The sequence below is a fragment of the Candidatus Thermokryptus mobilis genome, from assembly GCF_900070205.1.
Taxonomy (GTDB): Bacteria; Bacteroidota; Ignavibacteria; order Kryptoniales; family Kryptoniaceae; genus Kryptonium; species Kryptonium mobile.
The window spans coordinates 70,944-91,393 of sequence record NZ_FAOO01000011.1; the positions used below are offsets into that span (position 1 = coordinate 70,944).

Below are 20,450 nucleotides of genomic sequence, written 5' to 3' on the forward strand. Positions count from 1 at the left end.
TACCCAAACCCAACTTTAAAAACACTAAAATTCACAAAAACAAACAAAATGATTTTGATTAAGTGAATCCTTTTCCCTTCATTCTAATACAACACTTTCTCCCTTGCGGGAGAGGGTAGGAGTGCAGTTAATTTTTTCACCCCCACCTCAGTCCTCCCCCGTCAAGGAGGAGGAAATTTTTTAAATTTTCATTCCTTCAGCAGACACTATTTTAAATGGGTTAAAGTAGCCATAAACGAGGTGCGGGAACTCTTCTTTCAAAAGTTTCATCACATTTTTAATCCCAAGTTTTTCAGTTTTTCCGTCAACTCCGATGAGCTCAAGATACCAATCTGGGTCAATGTTGAAGTTTCGCCATTGAATCATTGATATGTCTGTTTCTTTTATAAGTTTTCTCATCGCTTGATATTCTTCTACCCAATCGGTCAAGCCAGGAAATACGAAATAATTTACCGAAACCCAGCGATTGAATTTTCTGGCAATTTTGATTGAGTTTAGGACATCATCAAAGGTATAATTGTTTGGTCTGTAATATCTGTGATAGATTTCAGGTATAGCGCTGTTCATGCTGACGCGGATGCTGTCAAGCCCTGCTTTACATAGTTGTTCAATTGCTTCTGGTTTGCTTGCGTTTGTGTTTAAGTTTATAACGCCTCGTTTTGTTCGTTTGCGTATTTCTTTTATCGCTTCCTTTATGACTTCCCAGACAAGGAGTGGTTCTCCTTCACAACCTTGACCGAAGCTGACGATTGGATTTGGTGCATTTTCAAGGTGTGGGACAGCGATTTCCACTATTTCCTCAACAGTGGGGATAAATGTCAGTCTATCTTGCGTGCTTGGTATCCCAGTGTCATCTGGTTGATAAGAGATACATCCGATGCAGTTTGCATTGCAACCTGGTGAAGTTGGTATTGGTGCTTCCCATCGCCCGAGAAAATAATTTCTTGCAGCTGGGCAAAGGTAACGCAGGGCACAATTTTCACCAAGATGATGAAGAAGGCGATTTTTGGGATGAAGTTTTAATTTTCGTTTGACATTTTTTATAACAAGGTTGTGATCAAATTGATCGCAGTCCTGTCTTTTGTCCGGGTCAATTCTGATTGCTGGGGCGTAAAATTTCCCATCAAGCCAGCCAACAGCGGTATAGGCAAAAAGTGGAAGCAAAGGGGCATTTTCATCCTTTTCGTAGGCGGAAAGAAGAAGCTGCGTGTGAGCTGGAGCTAAAAACACCGCAACAGCCCAGCCATCTTCAACAACAACCCTTTCGCCAGATTTCCTGTCAAAGCCGATAGGTTTACGCATAGGAAGCTCAAACAGCTGACTTCCCTCCGGGATTTCAATTAAATCTCGGGGGTTTACTCTCTCAATTTCAAATCCGCTTCTTCCAGTCATTTCAAGCTCTGGGATATCGTAAATGTTTCCCTTGCCATCGCTTATGACAAGGTTTGGGATTTTCTTTATTCGCATAAGGATTTGCTTCAGCAGTGATTGTTTTTGAAAAATAATATAATGGATTGGATGGATAAGTGAAAATTTAACGGGGTGCTTTTCTTGATTATTCAATCAGGTTTGTGTATTTTTTATTTGAAATCAAAAAAATCTAAGGTCAATAATGATAAGGTTCACCGAGGAGCGACTCAACGACATTTTTAAAAATTTTGAAAGGGTAAAGGTTGCTGTTATTGGTGATGTAATGCTTGACCGTTATATTTGGGGAAGCGTCAACCGAGTTTCCCCTGAAGCGCCTGTTCCGGTGATTGAGGTTGAAGGTGAAGATGCCAAACTTGGTGGCGCTGGAAATGTCGCTAATAACATAAAGTCACTTGGTGCTTTTCCCCTCTTAATAGGAGTTGTTGGGGACGATAGAGAAGGCGAAACACTTTTTGAACTTATGAAACAGGAAGGCTTTAATACGGGTGGAATTATAATTGACAAAACAAGACCAACAACTGTTAAAACAAGAGTCATAGCACACAGTCAACATGTTGTGAGAATTGATAAAGAGTCAAAAGAACCGATAAATTACACGATTCAAGAAAGGATAAAAGAAATCATCCTGCAGAACATACACGATTTAAATGCGATAATAATTGAAGATTACAACAAGGGCGTGGTTGTAAGGAACTTGATTTATGATCTTATTGAGATAGCAAATAAATACGATGTTTTGATAACGGTTGATCCAAAGTTTGATAATTTTTTTGAGTTTAAAAATGTCACTGTTTTCAAGCCGAACCGCAAGGAAGTTGAGGATGTTCTTGGAAGGAAACTTGACACAGAGGAAAAGATAATTGAAGCTGGAAGAGTCATACTTGAGCGTTTGAGGTGTAGGTATCTTTTACTGACGCGTGGTGAAAAGGGTATGACGCTTTTCACCCGTGATGGCGAGATAACGCATATACCAACGAAGGCGAAGAAGGTGGCTGATGTTTCTGGCGCTGGTGACACTGTTATATCAACCATAACCGTTGCGCTTGCTGGAGGAGCAAATATAGTTGAGTCGGCAGCTCTTGCAAATTACGCAGCTGGAATTGTAGTTGAAGAAGTGGGTGTTGTCCCTGTTAATAAAGAAAAACTTTTTAAAGTAGCACTTCTTGATTCAAAAGGTGAATGGTGATGGGAAAAATAGTTGAGGTTGATGAAATAGCGAAGATAAGTATGGAACTTAAAAACAAGGGAAAGAAAATTGTCTTCACGAATGGTTGCTTTGATATCTTGCACAGGGGGCATGTTGAATATCTTTCAAAGGCAAAACAACTTGGAGATGTGCTTATCGTTGGACTTAATAGCGATTCATCTGTTAAGATGATAAAAGGGGATAAAAGACCGATCGTTCCACAAGAGGATAGAGCTTTTATTCTTTCAAACCTTTCTTTTGTTGATTATGTTGTGATTTTTGACGAGCCGACACCTTATGAGTTAATTTCAAAGATCGTCCCAGATGTCCTTGTTAAGGGAAGCGATTGGTCTGAGGAAAATGTCGTCGGGAGGGACATCGTTGAAGCAAATGGTGGGAAAGTGGTATTGATTGAGCTTGTCCCTGGTAGGTCAACGACAAATGTAATCAAAACCATCATTGAAAGATTTTGTCCGAGATGAGGAAATTTTTCAAAAAGTTTTTAAAGTTCGCCTTTTATACATCATCTGCTTTTTTGATAATAATCTCAATCGCTTTGATAATTTCACAGACGGAGGGCTTTAGAAACTACATCCGTGGCTATGTCATCACAGAGCTTGAAAACTCCATCGGGGGCGAAGTTTATGTTGGAAAATTTTACGGGAATATTTTTACGGGTCTTGGAGTTGACAGGTTTTATATTAATGTTGACGGAAAACCCTTTATAAAAGTACTAGGTCTGGAGGTCAAATATAATCCGATCGGATTAATAAAGGGGACATATACATTTCAAACGGCGACGGTTTATAAACCAGAAATTTATATCATCAGGGGGAAGGATGGGAAATGGAATTTTCAGAGCGTTTTTAAGCCAACGAATAGATCTGGCGGGTCAAAATTTGCAATATCGTTTGGTAAACTTGTAGTTGACGATGGTAAGTTTATCTTCATTGATTCGCTAAATCAGAAAAAAAGCGCAATCGCTGAAAGTTTGGATTGCATAGATTATAGCAACCTTAGGGTTACCGATATAAATGCTGTGATTTCTGGAAGTTATGAAACGAATAAGATAAATTTGAGGAGTTTAAACCTTTCTTTCATCATCTCGGAAAAATTTTCAGGTAAAATTAAGGGGAGAGTTTACGCAGACAGAGATGAGGTTGAGATTGAAGATTTTGAAGTTTTGAGCGAGGGTAGCGTTGTTAAATTTGATTTTCTTGCCAAGTCGTTTAATCTTTTCAAGTTCAGCAAAAAAGACCTTGAGAACTCTTATATGAACATTCGCCTCAAATCTGACAGTTTAAGTTTCGCTGAACTTACGAAGTTTATCCCTCACCTTCACATTTTCTCGGGTTCACCTTCAATTGAAGTTGAAGCTGAGGGGAATTTAAAAAATTTGCGTGTCAACAAGATAAAAGCGATAGTTTATGAATCGGATATATCTGTTTCGGGCGAGTTAAGAAATCTTTTGACATTTTCGGAATTTTTTATAGATGCAAAGGTTTTTGATTCAAAAATTAAAGTCAGTGATATTGGTAGGTTCATCACTCCTGCTAGGTTGCCACATTTCGGGATTGATTTTGTCAAATTTGATGGCGAATATAAAGGGCATCCGCTTGATTTCAAGACAAGTGCGAATTTAAGTTGGGGTAAAACGGAGGTCAAACTTGACGGGTCGTTTAAAATTGGAAGCTTTGTCTATGATTTGAATTTCAAAGTTTCGGGTCTTAATCCGAGGGAATTTTTAAATCGGGAGGATTTAAGTGGTGTTTTGAATTTTTCTGGTAACTTGAAAGGGGAGGGTTTGAAATTTGAGGATATGCGTTTTAAGGGTAATCTTGAGGTTGAAAGTTCAGTTATAAATAAGGTTCTGATACCGAGGTCAAATTTGTGGTTTGAGATCAATTCAGGTGAGTTAAACGGAAGCCTCGTTTCGTTCTCCGAGGGGTTTAAAGGTTTGATTGATGTCAACATTAAAAAATATAATGATGAGTTCGTGTTGAGTTTGAGTGGTTCATTGGCTGAGCTTGATATTTCAAAGATGAGAATTGACGAACCGGGATTTTTAAGGAGCCATATCTCGGGCGATATAAATGTTAAGTTCAGGTTCGGGAAAGTTAAAACCCTGGATTTATTCACCCAGTTGAATCCGTCCACATTTGGGAATTATGAGATAAGTCGTTTGAGGATGAACGCAAAGTATGTTGATGATGGTAAAAGCAAGAAATTGATTTTGCAATCAAATATGCTTGACGCGAACATTGAAGGACATTTTTCATTTGGCGACCTTTTCAAAGCTTTATCTGCAACATTCAAGGCGATCAACGATGAGATAAACGAGAAAATTAATTTTGCAAAGGTCGGTCGTGCACATTTAATTGGTGTTGAAAATCCAGTTGATGTTGAATATAGATTTAAGTTGAAGAATTTAACGCCGATATCTGTTTTCTCAACGGGGCAAATTTTTCAAGCCATTGGGAATGTGTATGGGAATTTAGTTGCGGATTCGCTTGGATTATATTTAAATGTTGAAGCAAAACTCCAGAAACTTCTCTATTTGGGTTACAAAGGAGCAAGGATTGATACATTTAAAATGGGGTCTTTCAATGGTGGTTTTGATTTCAAGTATGAAGCTGATAAACTTGGTTTCAGAATTCATCTCGGGGTTGGTAACTTCGCATCAAAAACTTTTAATTTGAGAGATGCGTCTTTGAAGGTAAATTATAACGGGCCAGAAATTTATTTTGAGATTTCGGCGAGCACTGATATCGGTAATGTTAATTTAATTGCCGATGGAGAGTTCAGCAGTGAGATTAACCGTTATATTTTAAAGGAGCTTACGGGCGAAATTTACGGTAACAGGATATATGGAAGTGATATTGAGGTTTTCCAAACCAAGAGTGGGTTTGTATTTAATCCGTCGGGGATTGATTTGAATGGTCAGCGAGTATATCTTGCTGGTTTTGTTGATAAGAAAAGTCAACAAGTAAGATTGTGGGGTGAGGGTTTGAAGTTTGAAAGTTTTCCGGGGGTAAAATCGTTTTCGGGGATTTTTGACTTTTCTTTTTTTGTATACGGGACACATGAAAAGCCATCTTCGGAGTTTGAGATTCTTGTAAAGGATTTGAAGTATAAAAATGCAGAACTTGGTAAGTTTGAATGTTTTGGGAAATTTGAGAATGAAATTGTTGAAGTAAATTCATCACTTGTGGCAGAGGTCGGCGGTTCAAGTTACAATGCTATGAGCATTGATTTTTCGTTCCCGGCTTGGTTCTTGCCCGAGGTTAGGGCTAAGTATGGAAAACCCTATGTGACCGGAAAGGTCAAACTTTTCAGATTTCCACTTGCGCTTGTTGAACCGCTTGTCCCGATGATTTCGGATTTAAATGGAGACATAACAGCTGAGATTGACCTCGGTGGGACTTTTGATAGACCAAGTTTTAAAGGGAACTTTTCATTGCAAAATTGTATCTTTAAGTTGAGGTTAAACAACAAGTATTATCTTGTTTATGGGAGTGGGAGGGTTGATTCAAATGTTGTTTATGTTGAGGATGTGAGCTTGTGGAATAATCCTGATGATTACAGCGATGGCGAGGTTCAAATAAAAGGAAGGATTTATCTTGACAGGTATTCTGTTTCAAACGGTGAGTTTGACATAAGTGGGAAATTGCTTGTGCTTGATAAGGAAGGATTGAGTTTTGGTGGACCCTATGGACGGGTCATTGCTGAAACAGTCGGAGATGGTTTAAAACTTAAAATTGATACAACTGGATATTATCTCAATGGGGAGATTTTGCTTTCAGAGGTGAATGTCAATTATCTTACAAGACAAAGCAACATTGGGACATCAAGAGCAGGTTTTGAGTATGTTTTTGTCACCGGCATTGATACCGGCATTGCCAAAGAGACGACGGAGGAACAATTGGTTCATTTCAATGTTCCATCGGGTGTTATGGATGAAGGGGTCAAAGAATCAGGTCGTAGCAAGTCACTTATGGGGTTAAATTACGACTTGAAAATTTCAACTGCGAAAGAATCAAAATTTCTACTTATCTTGAACACACAAACCGGTGAGGAGTTTTTTGCAAACTTCAGTGGGAGTATAAATATAAGGAATTACTCTGGTTCTTTGGTTGCTTATGGTGAGGTTAATTTACTTGATGGCTCGTATTATAACTTTTTCAAGAGGTTTGATGCAAAGGGTAAATTGAAATTCAGTGGTGATTTTCAAAATCCAGAGCTTGATATAAGTGCAAGTTATACTGGCACGCACACCGTCTTAATTGACACGGTAAATGTCGGTAGGACAGAGACGGTTCAAATAACGCTTTTGATAACTGGGACGCTGAATAAACCGAATGTTAAGTTTCAAATGCTTGTGGATGGGCAGGATTATCAAAAGGTCTACCCACACGGTGAAGTTGAATCAGATGCGATTTCATTTTTGGCAACGGGAAGATTTAAAGATGAATTGACAAGAGTAGAAATGACGAATTTCACAGAGAGTTTGTGGTCTTCAACTGGAGCTTCGCTTTTAAGTAGCGCTGTGTCCGGGGTTATAACGGATGTTTTGAGAGATGTCCTTGGGGGATTTATAACAAGCACTGAGTTTGGATATTCAACCGGGTTCAAAGGGTTGAGGATAACTGGTAACATCGGAGGGGCGACGGTTCAATTTGGGGGTGATATTTTCACGGACATTTCAAAATCGGTTGTCGTTGTTCAATATCCGCTTTTAAAGAAATTTTTAGGCGGGAATTTGACAATTGAATATCGGAGAAGTCCAGTTCAGTTATTCCATGAAAAGGAAATCGTAAACAAATTGGGACTTTATTACAGAATAAAGCTATGAAAAAGACAATTGAAATATCGGAAATTAAAGAGAGGATTTTGAAGTTCTTGAGGAAAAGGTCAAGGATGTCCTTCCGTGTGAGGGAAATAGCTAAAAAGCTCGGGCTTCAACGCGAATATGAAATGGGTTTGTTAAAAGAGATTCTTGAGGAGATGGTAGCAAACGGTGAGGTGGTGAAGTTGAGGAATAAGTACAGGTTTAAGCTTAATCCGAAAATTTTGGTTGGGACTTTGAGGGTGAATCCAAACGGTTATGGATTTGTTGAAATTGACGATTCTTCGGATTCAGGTGAAGTTAAGGAAGTTTTTATCCCACCGAGATTCATTCATACAGCGCTTGATGGTGATAGGGTTGCTGTTATGGTAGTTGAACGCAGGAAGGGTATGCTTGCTGAGGGTGAAATAGTTGACATAATTGAACGCGGGAGGAAAGTTATAACTGGTGTCCTTTCAAAAAAGAAAGGGGTTTATTTCGTCATTCCTGATGATAAGCATATAATTCGTGATTTTTATGTGGATGAGAGAAATGTTAAGAAGTTCAATGCGAAAGTCGGTGATAAGGTCGCTATTGAGCTTGTGGATTGGATTGATGAGGGCTTTAGCCCCGAGGGGAGAATCGTTGAGGTTTTGGGTACGGCTGGGGAAAATGACGCAGAGATTTTATCAATCGCAAGGATGTATGATTTCCCGACGAAGTTCCCCGATGAAGTTCTAATTGAGGTAGAGAAAATCCCAGATGAGATACCCGAGTCGGAATATAGAAAACGTCTTGATTTACGGGAATTGGTTTGTTTTACAATTGACCCGGAAGATGCTAAGGACTTTGATGATGCGGTTTCGCTTGAGGTTTTGCCAGATGGTAGATATAAACTTGGAGTTCACATCGCAGATGTGAGCTTTTATGTCAAAGAAGGAAGTAAAATTGATAAAGAAGCCCTGAGGCGTGGGACGAGCGTTTATCTTGTTGATAGAGTTATACCGATGTTGCCGGAGAAGTTGTCAAACAATGTCTGCAGTTTAAATCCCGGGGTTGACCGCCTCGCTTACTCAGTTTTTATGATTGTAAATCAAAACGGTGTCGTTGAGAGATATTCGTTTCATAAAAGCGTGATAAGAAGCAAACGGAGATTTACTTACGAAGAAGTTCAGGAAATAATAGAGACAAGAAAGGGTGATTTTTCGGATGTTATCCTTGAGATGCATAAGCTTAGCAAAATTTTGTTGAGGAAAAGGTTGAGGGAGGGAAGTATTGACTTTGAGACGCCTGAGGTGAAATTCAAACTTGATGAGGAAGGCAAACCACTTGAAATTGTAAAGAAAGTTCGTCTTGATAGTCACAGGTTGATTGAAGAATTCATGTTGCTTGCAAATAGAACGGTTGCAAAACATGTTGGAAAGATGAATAAATCAGGGCGTGAATATCCTTTTGTTTATAGGGTTCACGATTTACCTGATCCAGCGAAATTAAAAAACCTTGCGGAATTCGTGAGAAAACTTGGTTTCAAATTTGAAATTAATTCAAAACCGCTTGCGAAATCAATTCAAAAGTTGCTTGCTCAGGTAAAGGATACAGAATTTGAGTATTTGGTTAATGACATCGCTATAAGGTCTATGGCAAAGGCGGTTTACTCGGAGAAGAACATTGGGCATTTCGGGCTTGGGTTCAAGTATTACACCCATTTCACATCGCCGATAAGAAGATATCCAGATTTAGTCGTCCATCGTCTTCTTTATGAGTACACTGAGGGAAGGGTTGATGATAAAAGATTAAATGAAATTGCCGAAAAATTACCGCATATTTGTAAGCATTCGTCGGAGATGGAAATAAAGGCAACGGAAGCAGAAAGGGAATCGGTTAAGTTCAAGCAAGCTGAATATATGAAAGAACATATTGGAAGAGTGTTTGAAGGTGTTATATCTGGGGTGGCGGAATTTGGCATCTTCGTACAAATTAATGATATACTTGTTGAGGGTCTCGTCAAAGTCCGTGATATGACGGATGATTATTACATATACGATGAAAGTCAGTATGCTTTGATAGGTAAATATACGAAGAAGGTTTATCGCCTTGGTGATAAAGTTAAAGTTAAAGTTATTCGCGTTGATGAAATTGCGAGGGAGATTGATTTCGTTCTTCTCGGAAAAATTTCAAGATGATTTTGATGGGTCAAATTTACATTGGGACATCGGGTTATTATTACAGACATTGGATAGGTAGGTTTTACCCCGAGCGTCTTGTTAAGGCTAAGTGGATTGAGTATTACGCGAGGGTTTTTGATACGGTGGAGCTTAACACTACTTTTTATCATCTGCCAAGGTCTAAAACTATTGAAGGATGGATAAAGAAGACGCCGACAAATTTCCTGTTTTCCGTGAAGGTTCATCAAATTATAACTCACATAAAAAAACTTCAGGGCGTGAGAAGTGATTTTTACGGGTTTATGAAGGTGATAAAGCCGTTGAAGATATACAATCGGCTTGGGTGTATATTGCATCAATTTCCACCAACGCTTGAGTATGACACTGCACTTTTAAGTGATTACATTGCTTTGTTGCCGAGGGGATACAGGCATGTGTTTGAGTTTCGGAATCCGGAGTTTTTTAACGATGCGATTTTTTTAATTTTGAAGGAGAATCAAATTTGTTTATGTATCTCCCATATGCGCGATATAGAAACACCACCTGTTGCGACGACAGATTTTGTGTATTTCAGGTTTCACGGTCCAGAGGAAAGATATAGGTCAATTTATGATGAGAAGCAGTTAGATAAGTTCTCCCATTTGATATGGGGTTTTTTATTGGAAGGTAAAACGGTTTTTGTTTATTTTAACAATGACTTTAACGCTTATGCCGTTGAGAATGCTATAAGTTTGAGGAACAAAATTTTAAAACTTATCAATTCAAAAACAAATTAAGGAGCAAAGATGAAACTTTTAACCGCAACATTAATGCTTTTGAGCTTTTGTTTAACGCTTTACGCTCAAATTACAATTGATAACTTCCTCACTGATGATGTGAAAAGGGCGATGGATTACATAACTGAGGATTATATACGGGCTAATGTTCAATTTCTTGCGCATGATTTGCTTGAGGGCAGGGGAACGGGCTCAAGGGGTGAGCTTCTTGCTGCAACCTACATCGCAACGCAATTTAAACTTTTAGGGCTTGAGCCAGGCGGAGATAACGGTTCATATTTTCAAAAGGTCCCACTTGTTGGAATAACGACATTTCCAAGTGAATTTATGACTGTGAAGGGAAAAGGTAAAACGATCAAGTTTAAATACTATGATGAGTTCATTGCGGTTTCTGGTGTTAAAAAAGATTTCGTTTCAATCAAAGATGCTGATATCGTTTTTGTTGGTTACGGTATAGTTGCCCCGGAGCAAAATTGGGACGATTATAAAGGGGTTGATGTATCAGGCAAGATTTTATTGATGTTAAATGATGACCCCCCGGCTACGCCTGAGGAGCCTAATCTTTTCGGTGGGAAAGCCAGAACATACTATGGGCGATGGACTTATAAGTATGAGATCGCTGCTAAAAAAGGAGCTCTTGGGGCTATAATAATTCACACAACGCCGTCGGCAGGTTATGGTTGGAATGTGGTGCAAAGCTCTTGGTCGGGGGAAGAGTTTGAACTTGCAAATGATGTTGAACCGAAGGTTCAACTTAAAGGATGGCTTACTGAAGAGGCAACGAAAAAATTGCTTGCTTTGGCTGGTAAAAATCTTGATGAACTTGTGAAGTCAGCGCAAACGAGGAATTTTAAACCGATTGAACTCGGCTTGAAACTATCCCTTGATATGAAGGTGAAGGTTAGAAATTTGGTTTCGCAAAATGTTGTTGGGATTTTGCGTGGCGGGGACGAGAAGTTAAAAGATGAATATATCGTTTTAACATCGCATCACGATCATCTTGGTATTGGCAAACCAGTGAACGGCGATTCAATCTATAATGGCGCTCTTGATAACGCCTCTGGTGTCTCAGCTCTTTTGACGCTTGCGAAGGCATTTTCTGAATTAAAAGTAAAACCACGCCGTTCAATTATTTTTGTTGCGTTGACAGCTGAAGAAGCAGGGCTTCTTGGCTCAAAATTCTTCGCCCAAAATCCACCTGCCCCACCAATAAAAATTGTCGCTAATATAAACATAGATGGAATTAACATATGGGGAAAGACGAAAGATGTCGTATTGATAGGTATGGAAAAAAGCACGCTTGGTGAAATAATTGATAGAATCGCAAGAAAATATCAAAATAGGTATGCAAAGCCAGATCAATTCCCAGAGTTAGGTATGTTTTATCGTTCCGATCAATTCAATTTTGCAAAGATTGGGATACCAGCGATTTTCTTTGATAACGGCGTTGAATACATAGGCAAGCCAGAAGATTACGGAAGAAAAGTCGTTGAAGAATACATAAAGAAAAATTATCATCAACCGAGCGATGAATATAATGATACTTGGGTTCTTGATGGAGCGGTTGAGGATACGAAACTTGTATTTTTATGCGCTTATTATCTCGCAAACGCTGATGAAAAGCCCGAATGGAAACCTGATAGCGAATTTAGGTTGATAAGGGAAAAGATGATGAAGTAAAATTTAACGGGGGGCTTTTTAAGCCCCCTTCGTTTTTAAAGAAAGAGCTTATTGAAGGATGAAAAATTATATTGAATACCTCCTTTTCAAATTTTTTGTTTTGTTTGCCCGAATTCTCCCTTTTAAACTTGTTCAACGGCTTGGGAAATTGTTTGGTATTTTCGCATTTAACTTTATCCCATACAGAAAGAAGGTCGCTCTTGAAAATTTGAGAAAATCATTCCCAGAAAAAAGCGATAGAGAGATAAAGAAAATTTTGAAATCCGCATATGTTAACCTTGGGATTACACTTTTTGAATTTATGAAATTTACAGATTTAAAAATTTCAGACCTTGACGGCTTTGTCAAGTTTGAAAATTTTGATGTTGTGGCTAAAGCACTTGAGAAAGGAAAGGGTTTAATTTTGATGTCGGGTCATTTTGGAAATTGGGAGCTTAGTGCGATAGCGACAGGGATAAAAATTGGAAAGCCGTTGAATGTGATCGTTAAGAAGCAGAGAAATAAATTCGTTGACGGAGAGATAAACAAATGGAGATGTTGGTTTGGGAACAAAGTTATACCTATGGAAAAAGCTTTTCGCGAATCGTTGAGGATTTTATCGGAAGGTGGGATAGTTGCTCTTCTTGCGGATCAAAGCGCTCCTAAGGAGGGTCTTTATGTTAATTTCCTTGGAAGACCCGCTTCTACTTTCGCTGGTCCAGCTATTATGTCAATAAGGACTGGGGCGCCAATCGTGATGGGCTTTGCTATAAGAGAGGGAAATTATGGATACAGAATTGTGTTTGAAAAAATTGATTTCATCCCCTCCGAAAACGAGGATGAAGACATAATTAAATTAACACAACTTCATACATCAATGCTTGAAAAATACATTCGCCTTTACCCGGACCACTGGTTATGGTTTCACCGTAGATGGAAACATCAACCACCAAGCGAAATGAGATGAAATTAAACTGGAAGAGAATACTTATAATTCAAACAGCGTTCATTGGCGATGTCGTTCTAACTTTGCCTCTTCTTCAGGTTTTGCGGAGAAATTTCCCCGAGGCAAAAATTGATTTTATGCTCATACCTAAGACGGCTGAATTGCTGAAAAACCATCCTGATGTTGATGAAGTTATAATTTTTGACAAAAAAGGAAAAGACAGTGGCGTTGTTGGTTTGATGCGAATGGCAAGAATCATTTCGGATAAAAAATATGATGTGGCTTTTATCCCTCACAGGTCTTTTAGAAGTGCGCTTTTACCCTCAGTAGCCGGGGTTAAAGTTAGAGTTGGATTTGATAAAAGTGCATTTAGGTTTCTTTACACCCACATAGTCAAATATGAGATGATTCACGAGATAGAGAGAAATCTTTCTTTGCTCAAGCCATTTGGGATAAGTCATAATTTCAAAGAACTTCCAAATATATTCCCGTCGGAAGAGGACAAACTTTATGTTGATGAAATTTTGTCTGGGATAAATTCAAAAATTATCGGCATTGCACCCGGTTCGGTTTGGGCAACGAAGAGATGGTTAAAGGAAAGATATGCTCAACTTTCAAATCTTTTGGCAAATGATGGCTATGCAATTGCTTTAATTGGTGGAGCAGAGGATTTTGAACTATGTGAAGAGATTAAAAAAATAACTGATTCGGATAGGGTTTTTAATTTTTGCGGTAAATTGAGCTTGCTTCAATCGGCGGAATTGATAAGGCGATGTCTTTTGCTTGTCACGAATGACTCAGCACCGATGCATATCGCAGTTGGTATGAGAACCCCAGTTGTTGCGATTTTTGGGTCAACCGTCCCCGAGTTTGGTTTTTATCCATATGGGGATAAGGATAAAATCATTCAGATTGAAAATCTTTATTGTAAGCCCTGTGGCATACACGGAAGGCGAAGTTGTCCTGAAGGTCATTTTAAGTGTATGAGATTAATTGAAGTGGAGAATGTTTATCGCGGGGTTAAAAATTTAATCCAAGAGATTTAAGCATTCTTTCGGTTGAACCGAGGTTTGAATCTACAAGCTCGTAGGACTTCTTGCCTTTTTCTTTCCTTAAATTTTCATCGGAGAGGAGTTTGCGAAGCGCTTTGTAAAGTTGATTTTTGTTCTTTACAACGAGCCCTCCGCCAATTTGCGCAAGTTTCTGTGCCTCTGGTGAGTTTTGGATTTTGGGACCATATAAAACAGGTATCCCATAGACCGCAGGTTCAAGGACATTGTGTATCCCTTGTTTGAAACTTCCACCAACATAAGCCACATCCGCATAGGCGTAAAGTGACATCAAAAAGCCAACGGAATCAACGATTATAAGTTCTTCACCGCTATAATTTTTCATCTCGGAGAATCTCAAATACTTCGCCCCTGTGTTAATCTCCCGTTCTATCCTTTCAATGTTTTCCTTCGTTGGCTCGTGTGGGACAAGTATGGTTATAAAATTTGGTTCAAATTTTTGAATTTTAAGTATAACGGGAATTAAAACATCTTCATCCTCTTTCCAAGTGCTACCAGCGACGAGAATTTTCTTCCCCTTTGTTATATCATCAGGCAAAAGTTCCTTTCTCATTGCATCCTTGCTTCTCAAATAGACCTGGTCATATCTTGTGTCCCCAGTTGGGATGATTTTAGGTCTGTTGAGTTTTAATCTTTTGGCTGAGGTTTCATCTTCTGGTGAAATTAGAAAGATGAAGTCAAAAATCTCATAAAAAGTGCTGTAAAAAAATCTTTTGAATGCGGATGATGTTTTCCTCTCGTCTATTATGGCATTTGCCAAGCAAAGCGTGAAGTTCGCTTTTCTGGCGAAGAAAAGATGATTCGGCCAAAGGTCGTATTTCATCAAAAAAAGATATGTCCTCGGTGATTTTATAAGCGAGATGAATTTTTTCGCCGTAAAAACTGAGTCAAACGGGATGTACGAGATTATATCTGCGAATGGATAATTTTTTGAGTGTTCGTAACCGGATGGTGAGAAGAAGGTTGCTATAACATTCGGATTAAAACTTTCCTTGAGCTTGCGGATTATCGGCTTTGCTTGTTCAAACTCACCAAGCGATGATGAATGAAACCAAAATGTTGGCTTTTGTGGGTCAATTTTTTGCTTTACCTCTGATTCAATCTTTTTTAAAAGATTCTTTCTACCCTTTATCCCCACTTTGATTTTTTTGTTGAACAGCCCAAGGATGTGGAATGTTATGAAAAGCAACGGAACAATGAATAGATTATAAATTAAAAGCACTAAAAAAAGATTAAATTTTCTCATTCCTTGTTATTTCAACTATTTTTTAGACAACCATACTTCGGGGTTTTGTTGTTGTCTTTCATGCCAGATTTCAAAATGAACTATTGAGCCCTCAATGGACTCACCGCTTTTACCTATGATTTGACCAGCATTTACTTTTTCACCTTCGCTTACAAATATATCTGAAAGGTTTGCATAGACGGTTCTGAAACCGCCATCATGTGTTATGATTATCAAATTTTCAAAGCTTGGCAACCAAAAAATTTTTGATACAACTCCATCCGCAACAGCTCGCACCTCGGTTTCACCTTTAACTTGGATATCAACACCGTAGTTTAATGTCACTGTCTTTAAAACGGGATGAACTTGCTCACCATATCTTGCGACGATTTTTCCGTTGTCAACAGGCCAGGGGAGTTTTCCTTTGAGTTTTGCGAATGCGCTCTCAACTTTTGGAGTTTCAACTTTTTTCCTTTTCTTAATCTCCTCTCTTCGTTTTCTTTCCTTTTCCTCCTCAATCAACTTTGCAATCACATTTTCAATCTCCTTTATTGCCCTTTTTCTCCTCTCAATTTGTGCCTGTAGTTTCTGCTTGTCCTTCCTTATCTTTTCAAGAAGTTCTTTCTTTTCTTTTATTCCGTTTAAGAGGTTTTTCTCCTCTTCCTCTTTTTGTGATATTAATTCCCTTTGCTTTGAAAGGGCAAGCTCAAGCTCGCCCTTTTGCTTTTTTAAATTTTCTTGTTTTGATAAGATTGAATCAATTATGGCTTTCCCAAACTTTGAAAATTTCTTGAGATATACCGTCCTTATCAACATTTGATTTAAAGACCTCGCCGATAAAATGAGTTCAAAGTCGTGTGTTCTCCCACGCTTATATGTCGACCTGATATAAGATGCATATTTCTCTTTCAAATTTTTGATCTCTTGTTCAGACCTTAAAATCTCGTCTTGCAATTTTTTTATTTCTTTCTCGTTCTCGTTTGCCTGCTTTTTGAGTTCCGATATCAACTTCCTTAAGAGATTATCCCTTCTCTCGTAGTCATCAATTAAGTCAAGTGTGAACTTTTCCTTTTGTTGTGCCTCTTTTATCTTCATCTCGTATAAATTTATTTCCTCCTTGAGGCGTTTCAACTCCTCCTGTTTTTTCTTCACCGCATTTTGCGATAAAACCTCAAGCGTTAGTGTTAGAATCAAAATCAAAGCCCAAATTCTTTCCATCTTTTACTTACCCTTTCTTTGATTTCATCATCCATCTTTATGATTTCAAGCCATGGTTTAAAATGCCCTTCTTCTTGAGTTTTCCTTGTGCAGTCAATCCCAACCCTTTGCCCAAATTTCGGTAACACACGATAGTCAAGCGCTCTCTCATCAAAAAATATGTCCCTTTCTGGATCAAACCTTGTGAACAAGCCCCAAATTAATTCAGTTTTATCTTGAATGTCTATCTCCTCATCAACTATGAATAGAATCCGAACTCTTTTTCCCTTGTCAAGATTCCATACTTCATTTGCTACTTCTCTTGCTTGGAACGGTTTGCGCTTCTTGATTTTAAGTATAATGATTCCATCAATCGGTCTTATTTCATCTATTATCTCACTTTTTCCTTTCAGCGGGGCTAAATCAATCTTTTCAATTTTGAACGGTGCTCTATCTTTTTTCACCGTAGCGTCAATCCCAAGTTTTGAGCCATGGTCGGTTGTCGGACCAGCAACATCAAGCGTATCAGTGTGCGCATCCCTTACGAAGATAAGGTCTTGTTGAAAGTCAACCCATTTTAAAACTTCAACTGCAACGGACTTTAAATCTTCCGGGTTTACGGTTTTATCAACGGCTATTAAAATTTTTGTCAACGAAAGTTGTCCCAATCCCCATATTCCCATCATCGCCTTTACAGCTTGCCTTGGGAAATAACTTTCAACTGAGATTATCCCAAGATTGTGAAATCCAGCTTCTATGCTTAAGTTCATTTTTACGATTTCGGGTATTTGAAATTTTATAATCGGGAAGAAAATTTCTGAAATTGCTTTGCCGATCCAGGCATCTTCCATAGGTGGTTTTCCGACGATTGTAGCAGGATAAATTGCATCTTTTCTATGTGTTATAGCAGTTACATGCAAAACTGGAAATGGCTCTGAAAGGGAATAATATCCGAAGTGATCTCCGAACGGACCCTCAATTCTTCTCTCAAATGGTTCTGCGTATCCTTCAATTATGAATTCAGCATCAGCGGGGACGAGAATTGGAATCGTTTTCGCTTTTACGAGATGTATTTTTTCACCGAGCAGATATGAGGCGAACATTAACTCATCAAAGTTTGGCGGAAGCGGGGCTATTGCTGAAAAAATCAGGGCAGGGTGTCCGCCAAGGGCAATCGCAACAGGAAGCTTTTTACCGAGTTTTTCAGCTTTCCAGTAGTGATACGCCCCTGTTTTATGACTCTGCCAGTGAAGTCCAGCTGTTTTTTCATCATAAATTTGAATCCTATACATCCCAACATTTCTCTTTTGGGTTTCGGGGTCATGCGTTATCACAAGTGGCAATGTTAAAAATTTTCCGCCATCTTTTGGCCAGCATTTTAAAGCTGGTATATCAAAAAGTGAAGGATTTAAATTTACGACTTCTTGAACTGGTGCTTTATTGACAATTTTAGGCGTAAGGGATTTTAAAAGTTTCAAGATGTTTTTTCTCTTTGAGAGGATTTTTTTTAGCGATGGCTTTTCGGTTAAAATCTCAATGAGCCACTGGAATAATTCGCTAGGTTCACATCCGAGGGCAAGTTTCGTTCGCTCATAAGTTCCAAATAAATTTATAACGATGGGGAATTTGCTTCCATTGACATTTTTGAAAAGAAGTGCTGGTCCACCCGATTTAACAACCCTGTCGGCAATTTCTGTGATTTCAAGCTCAGTTGAAACCTCGGCGTTAATTTCTTTTAACTCGCCTCTTTCCTCAAGAAGTTTTAAAAATGTCCTTAAGTTGCTCGCCAAATCACAGGGTTTTTAGTTTGGTGAAAATTTTAGTATAATTTAACAAAATCGTTATGGGCTTACAAATAAAATGACTTTTTACCATGTCAATTGTAATGTTAACAGGTTTCCCAGGATTTATAGGGACACGGCTTGTTGAGAAACTTGCTTCGTTTAGAACTGAAATTGAAAAGTTTTACCTTCTCGTTCAAAGCAAATACCGCTCGCTTGCAGAGGAGAAAATCAGAGAAATTGAGGCGAGGATTCCAAATTCATCAGGAAAGTTTGAACTTGTAGAGGGAGATATAACTTTGCCAGACCTTGGTATCAAAGGGGCGGAGAGATTCAAGGAGGAAATCAACGAGTTTTTTCATCTCGCAGCTGTTTATGACCTTGCAGTAAGTTTTGATCTTGGTTTTAAAGTAAATGTCAACGGGACCGAAAATGTCATCAATTTTCTTCTTGAATGTAAAAATTTGGAGAAGTTTCACTATGTCAGCACCGCTTATGTCTCTGGCTGGTTGACAGGTGTTTTCAGCGAGGATGACTTTGACCAGGCACAGGAGTTTAAAAACTATTACGAGGAGACAAAGTTTTTAGCTGAAAAAGTTGTTCGCTTTAACAGACATTTAATCCCAACGGCAATTTACAGACCTGGAATAGTTGTTGGTGACTCAAAGACCGGGGAGACGGCAAAATTTGATGGACCATACTATGTTGTCCTTCTTATGCTCAAACTACCCAACGGTTCGCCTTTCCCAAAGGTTGGTTCAGGTGAAGCAGAGGTTAATGTAGTCCCGGTTGATTATGTCGTTGATTCAATCTGTTATATAAGCAGTCGCGATGATATAAGCTGGAAGGTATATCATTTAACCGATCCAAGACCGCACAAAGTTTTTGAGCTCGTTAAAATTTTTGAAGAGCGACTCGGTAAAAGATTTAATTATTTCCAGATCTCACCTCAAAAGTTAAAAAAGTTGATGTCCCCAAAAATCGTCCAGAAAATTGTCGGGATGCCTGTTCAATTGATTGATTACTTTGACCATCAAGTTCATTATGAATCCAAAAAAACACAATCCGTCCTTGCCGAAGGAGGAATCAGTTGTCCCGATTTTCTTGATTATGTTGATGTTTTTTTAAAGTTCATAATTGAGAACAGAAAGAAAATCGCAAGGCATGGCTTAGTTTGAGATAAAAGATGAGTTTTTTAAATTTTGACAAAAAATATTACTGGTGAGCTGTTTTTATGGGAGGTAGAAATATTGAGATAATTTCAAGATATCAACTTGGTTTATTTTCTGCTAATCGTAGAACGGCTTTTTTAGAAAGTTTAAAAATAAGGAAAGATAGATACAGACGTTATCTCGGCTCGCCACTCCGTTATGCTGGTGGGAAAAGTTGGGCGGTCGGCTACATCGTTGAACGCTTACCTGAAAATATCACACGCCTTATCTCCCCATTTTTCGGTGGTGGTTCGCTTGAGATCGCAGTAAATAAAGAACTTGGCATCCCAGTCATTGGGTTTGATATATTTGATATCCTCGTAAACTACTGGCAAATTCAAATAAAGTATCCTTTTGAGCTGTTTGAGGAGCTTAAAAAACTTAAACCCACGAAAGAGGTTTATGCCCAAGTAAAAGAAGAATTGAAAAAACACTGGAAAAAGCAAATAACCCTGCCACCGCTTAAACTTGCTACCTATTACTTTTTCAACCATAATCTTTCCTACGGTCCTGGGTTTTTGGGTTGGATGTCATCCGTTTATGCCGATGAAAAAGTGTATAAAAAGATGATTGAAAAGGTTAGGGACTTTAAAGTAAAAAATTTATGGGTTGAATGTGCTGATTTTAAGGATGTTTTGCCTGAATTTAAAAGTGATTTTCTTTACTGCGACCCACCATATTATCTGGGAGAAGATAGCACATTGTTTAGAGGACTTTATCCACAAAGAAATTTCCCGATACATCATAATAATTTCAATCACGAGCTTTTAAGAGACCTTTTGCACGATCATCGGGGCGGTTTTATCTTATCTTACAATGACAGCCCAACTATAAGAAACTGGTATAAGGAATTTGAAATCGTGGAAATTCCCGTCCATTACACAATGGGACAAGGCGAAACAAGGATAGGAAAAAATAGAAAAGAAAGGAATAGCAACCATGTTAAAAAAGGTGTTGAACTATTGATCATAAAGAGAG

The 20,450-nt window shown here is 38.5% G+C and carries 14 protein-coding genes; 10 read left to right on the forward strand and 4 right to left on the reverse strand.

Going from position 1 to position 20,450, the window contains the following annotated elements; translation table 11 throughout:
- Positions 1-180: 180 nt before the first annotated feature.
- Positions 181-1,467 (reverse strand): radical SAM family protein, encoded by a 1,287-nt coding sequence (locus FKZ43_RS08140; protein WP_140945390.1) that lies wholly within the window; start codon positions 1,465-1,467, stop codon positions 181-183.
- A gap of 145 nt (positions 1,468-1,612) precedes the next feature.
- On the opposite strand from FKZ43_RS08140, the gene rfaE1 reads away from it, so the two are divergent.
- Genes rfaE1 through waaF form a run of 8 tightly spaced genes read left to right on the forward strand, consistent with a single transcriptional unit; the run spans position 1,613 to position 14,034 of the window.
- Positions 1,613-2,617: a D-glycero-beta-D-manno-heptose-7-phosphate kinase gene (gene rfaE1, locus FKZ43_RS08145; RefSeq protein ID WP_140945391.1), complete on the forward strand. Its 1,005-nt coding sequence runs from the start codon at positions 1,613-1,615 to the stop codon at positions 2,615-2,617.
- Positions 2,617-3,099, forward strand: coding sequence for a D-glycero-beta-D-manno-heptose 1-phosphate adenylyltransferase (gene rfaE2, locus FKZ43_RS08150; protein WP_140945392.1), 483 nt, complete (start codon positions 2,617-2,619; stop codon positions 3,097-3,099). Before rfaE1 ends, rfaE2 begins: the two co-directional genes overlap by 1 nt.
- Positions 3,096-7,469, forward strand: coding sequence for a translocation/assembly module TamB domain-containing protein (locus FKZ43_RS08155; RefSeq protein ID WP_140945393.1), 4,374 nt, complete (start codon positions 3,096-3,098; stop codon positions 7,467-7,469). The genes rfaE2 and FKZ43_RS08155 overlap by 4 nt, the downstream gene beginning before the upstream one ends.
- Complete coding sequence (gene rnr, locus FKZ43_RS08160) at positions 7,466-9,625, forward strand: ribonuclease R (protein ID WP_140945394.1); 2,160 nt, start codon at positions 7,466-7,468, stop codon at positions 9,623-9,625. The genes FKZ43_RS08155 and rnr overlap by 4 nt, the downstream gene beginning before the upstream one ends.
- Before the next feature lie 5 nt (positions 9,626-9,630).
- Positions 9,631-10,383, forward strand: a complete 753-nt coding sequence (locus tag FKZ43_RS08165) for a DUF72 domain-containing protein (RefSeq protein WP_181180311.1) — start codon at positions 9,631-9,633, stop codon at positions 10,381-10,383.
- Positions 10,384-10,392: 9 nt separating this feature from the next.
- Complete coding sequence (locus FKZ43_RS08170) at positions 10,393-12,063, forward strand: M28 family metallopeptidase (protein ID WP_140945396.1); 1,671 nt, start codon at positions 10,393-10,395, stop codon at positions 12,061-12,063.
- A gap of 58 nt (positions 12,064-12,121) precedes the next feature.
- The gene (locus FKZ43_RS08175; RefSeq protein ID WP_140945397.1) at positions 12,122-13,009 is read left to right on the forward strand and encodes a lysophospholipid acyltransferase family protein; all 888 of its coding nucleotides are present in this window, start codon (positions 12,122-12,124) and stop codon (positions 13,007-13,009) included.
- Positions 12,976-14,034: a lipopolysaccharide heptosyltransferase II gene (waaF, locus tag FKZ43_RS08180; RefSeq protein WP_140945398.1), complete on the forward strand. Its 1,059-nt coding sequence runs from the start codon at positions 12,976-12,978 to the stop codon at positions 14,032-14,034. The genes FKZ43_RS08175 and waaF overlap by 34 nt, the downstream gene beginning before the upstream one ends.
- Here the strand turns inward: waaF and FKZ43_RS08185 are convergent.
- The 3 genes from FKZ43_RS08185 to FKZ43_RS08195 are packed head-to-tail and all read right to left on the reverse strand — an operon-like array spanning position 14,009 to position 18,270.
- Positions 14,009-15,304 (reverse strand): 3-deoxy-D-manno-octulosonic acid transferase, encoded by a 1,296-nt coding sequence (locus FKZ43_RS08185; RefSeq protein ID WP_140945399.1) that lies wholly within the window; start codon positions 15,302-15,304, stop codon positions 14,009-14,011. The two genes, waaF and FKZ43_RS08185, sit on opposite strands and share 26 nt — an antisense overlap.
- 15 nt (positions 15,305-15,319) lie before the next feature.
- Positions 15,320-16,501 carry a murein hydrolase activator EnvC family protein gene (locus tag FKZ43_RS08190; RefSeq protein ID WP_140945400.1) on the reverse strand — a complete coding sequence of 394 codons (1,182 nt, stop codon included), beginning with the start codon at positions 16,499-16,501 and terminating at the stop codon, positions 15,320-15,322.
- On the reverse strand, positions 16,480-18,270 hold the full coding sequence (locus FKZ43_RS08195) for a menaquinone biosynthesis decarboxylase (RefSeq protein WP_140945401.1): 1,791 nt from the start codon (positions 18,268-18,270) through the stop codon (positions 16,480-16,482). The genes FKZ43_RS08190 and FKZ43_RS08195 overlap by 22 nt, the downstream gene beginning before the upstream one ends.
- Positions 18,271-18,353: 83 nt before the next feature.
- Here FKZ43_RS08195 and FKZ43_RS08200 point away from each other — a divergent pair, with 83 nt between their 5' ends.
- Together FKZ43_RS08200 and FKZ43_RS08205 are read left to right on the forward strand one after the other, a co-directional pair.
- Complete coding sequence (locus FKZ43_RS08200; protein WP_140945402.1) at positions 18,354-19,439, forward strand: SDR family oxidoreductase; 1,086 nt, start codon at positions 18,354-18,356, stop codon at positions 19,437-19,439.
- A 56-nt stretch (positions 19,440-19,495) separates the two neighbouring features.
- On the forward strand, positions 19,496-20,450 hold a 955-nt coding region (locus FKZ43_RS08205; protein WP_140945403.1), incomplete at its 3' end, for a DNA adenine methylase.

Excerpts from the sequence above, each read along its gene's own strand:
- FKZ43_RS08170 (WP_140945396.1), top strand. The coding sequence starts at position 10,393 with ATGAAACTTTTAACCGCAACATTAATGCTTTTGAGCTTTTGTTTAACG.
- FKZ43_RS08140 (WP_140945390.1), bottom strand. The coding sequence starts at position 1,467 with ATGCGAATAAAGAAAATCCCAAACCTTGTCATAAGCGATGGCAAGGGA.
- rnr (WP_140945394.1), top strand. The coding sequence starts at position 7,466 with ATGAAAAAGACAATTGAAATATCGGAAATTAAAGAGAGGATTTTGAAG.
- waaF (WP_140945398.1), top strand. The coding sequence starts at position 12,976 with ATGGAAACATCAACCACCAAGCGAAATGAGATGAAATTAAACTGGAAG.
- FKZ43_RS08200 (WP_140945402.1), top strand. The coding sequence starts at position 18,354 with ATGTCAATTGTAATGTTAACAGGTTTCCCAGGATTTATAGGGACACGG.
- rfaE1 (WP_140945391.1), top strand. The coding sequence starts at position 1,613 with ATGATAAGGTTCACCGAGGAGCGACTCAACGACATTTTTAAAAATTTT.
- FKZ43_RS08175 (WP_140945397.1), top strand. The coding sequence starts at position 12,122 with ATGAAAAATTATATTGAATACCTCCTTTTCAAATTTTTTGTTTTGTTT.
- FKZ43_RS08185 (WP_140945399.1), bottom strand. The coding sequence starts at position 15,304 with ATGAGAAAATTTAATCTTTTTTTAGTGCTTTTAATTTATAATCTATTC.
- FKZ43_RS08155 (WP_140945393.1), top strand. The coding sequence starts at position 3,096 with ATGAGGAAATTTTTCAAAAAGTTTTTAAAGTTCGCCTTTTATACATCA.
- rfaE2 (WP_140945392.1), top strand. The coding sequence starts at position 2,617 with ATGGGAAAAATAGTTGAGGTTGATGAAATAGCGAAGATAAGTATGGAA.
- FKZ43_RS08190 (WP_140945400.1), bottom strand. The coding sequence starts at position 16,501 with ATGGAAAGAATTTGGGCTTTGATTTTGATTCTAACACTAACGCTTGAG.
- FKZ43_RS08165 (WP_181180311.1), top strand. The coding sequence starts at position 9,631 with ATGGGTCAAATTTACATTGGGACATCGGGTTATTATTACAGACATTGG.